The 1,392-nt window shown below is 49.5% G+C and carries 1 protein-coding gene and 1 pseudogene; both read left to right on the top strand.

The window, feature by feature from the left end:
* The first annotated feature begins 1 nt into the window (after position 1).
* On the top strand, positions 2-451 hold the full coding sequence (nrdR, locus tag KIV40_RS31290; RefSeq protein ID WP_032551633.1) for a transcriptional regulator NrdR: 450 nt from the start codon (positions 2-4) through the stop codon (positions 449-451).
* A gap of 39 nt (positions 452-490) precedes the next feature.
* A pseudogene (gene ribD / locus KIV40_RS31285) lies at positions 491-1,392 on the top strand (bifunctional diaminohydroxyphosphoribosylaminopyrimidine deaminase/5-amino-6-(5-phosphoribosylamino)uracil reductase RibD); the annotation flags it as partial.

The raw sequence follows: 1,392 nt of genomic DNA, 5'->3' as shown, positions 1-1,392 counted from the left end.
TATGCATTGTCCTTTTTGTTCAGAGAACGACACGAAAGTAATCGATTCAAGGCTAGTAGCTGACGGGCATCAAGTTCGTCGTCGCCGTCAATGCCTGGCATGCAGTGAGCGTTTTACGACATTCGAATCGGCTGAGCTTGTTATGCCAAAAGTGATCAAGTCGAATGGCAACCGTGAACCATTTAACGAAGATAAAATGGTCGGTGGTGTGCAACGTGCATTAGAAAAACGCCCAGTGAGCGCTGATGCCATTGAGTTGGCGATCAGTACCATCAAATCTCAACTGCGCGCAACTGGCGAGCGTGAGGTACCAACCGAGATGATTGGTAACCTTGTGATGGACCAACTGAAGGAGCTCGATAAAGTCGCGTACATTCGTTTTGCCTCTGTGTACCGTAGCTTCGAAGATATCCGAGAGTTTGGCGAAGAGATTGCCAAGCTAGAGGACTAATCCCAACACATGTCAGAATTTACTCCCTTAGATTTTCAAATGATGTCGCGTGCCATGCAATTGGCGAAGCGCGGCATCTATACTACTGCTCCTAACCCTAATGTCGGCTGTGTGATTGCTCATGGCGACAACATCGTTGGTGAAGGCTTCCATGCTAAAGCGGGCGAAGCCCACGCGGAAGTTCATGCCATGAGAATGGCTGGCGACAAAGCCAAAGGCGCGACTGCTTATGTCACGCTAGAAGGTCGCAGGTCGTGGTATCAAAATGCTTCGCGATGCGGGTATTGAGGTGCAGATTGGGCTGCTAGAGCAAGATGCATTGGCGTTAAACCCAGCCTTCATTAAGCGTATGCAAACGGGGCAGCCATTCGTTCAATTGAAGATGGCCGCTAGCCTAGATGGTCAAACCGCATTGAGCAATGGACAGAGTCAGTGGATCACTTCGCCACACGCTCGTCGTGATGTTCAACATTATCGCGCCAAAGCGGGAGCGGTATTATCGACCAGCCAAACGGTTATCGAAGACAACGCGTCACTCAATGTACGTTGGGATGAACTGCCTCAAGCCATCAAAGCTTGCTACCCTCAATCAGCGCTGCGCCAACCTGCGCGTGTGATTCTCGATCGACAAGCAAAACTGCTTCAAACTGCGAATCAAGCTCTCAAGTTGTATCAATCTGAAGCGCCAGTCCTACGTGTTGCGGAATCTGCAGCCGAGATAGAGGTGCCACTCAATGGTGAAGGTCAACTGGATATTAAGCAGTTAATTCACGATCTCCCAGCGCACCATATTGACCATATTTGGGTGGAAGCTGGGGCAACATTAGCCAAAAGCTTTATTGAGAATCAGTTGGTTGACGAGCTAATCTTATACTTAGCACCTAAACTAATGGGCAGAGATGGCCGCGGTTTAATGGGTGCGTTGGGCTTAAGCTCGATGG

The sequence above is a fragment of the Vibrio sp. D173a genome (assembly GCF_030248475.1).
Note: the sequence above shows the minus strand (reverse complement) of the source record. Positions and strands in the feature narration are given on the sequence as shown.

Bases quoted from the DNA above. Each gene is read 5' to 3' on its own strand.
- nrdR (WP_032551633.1), top strand. From the start codon at position 2: ATGCATTGTCCTTTTTGTTCAGAGAACGACACGAAAGTAATCGATTCA.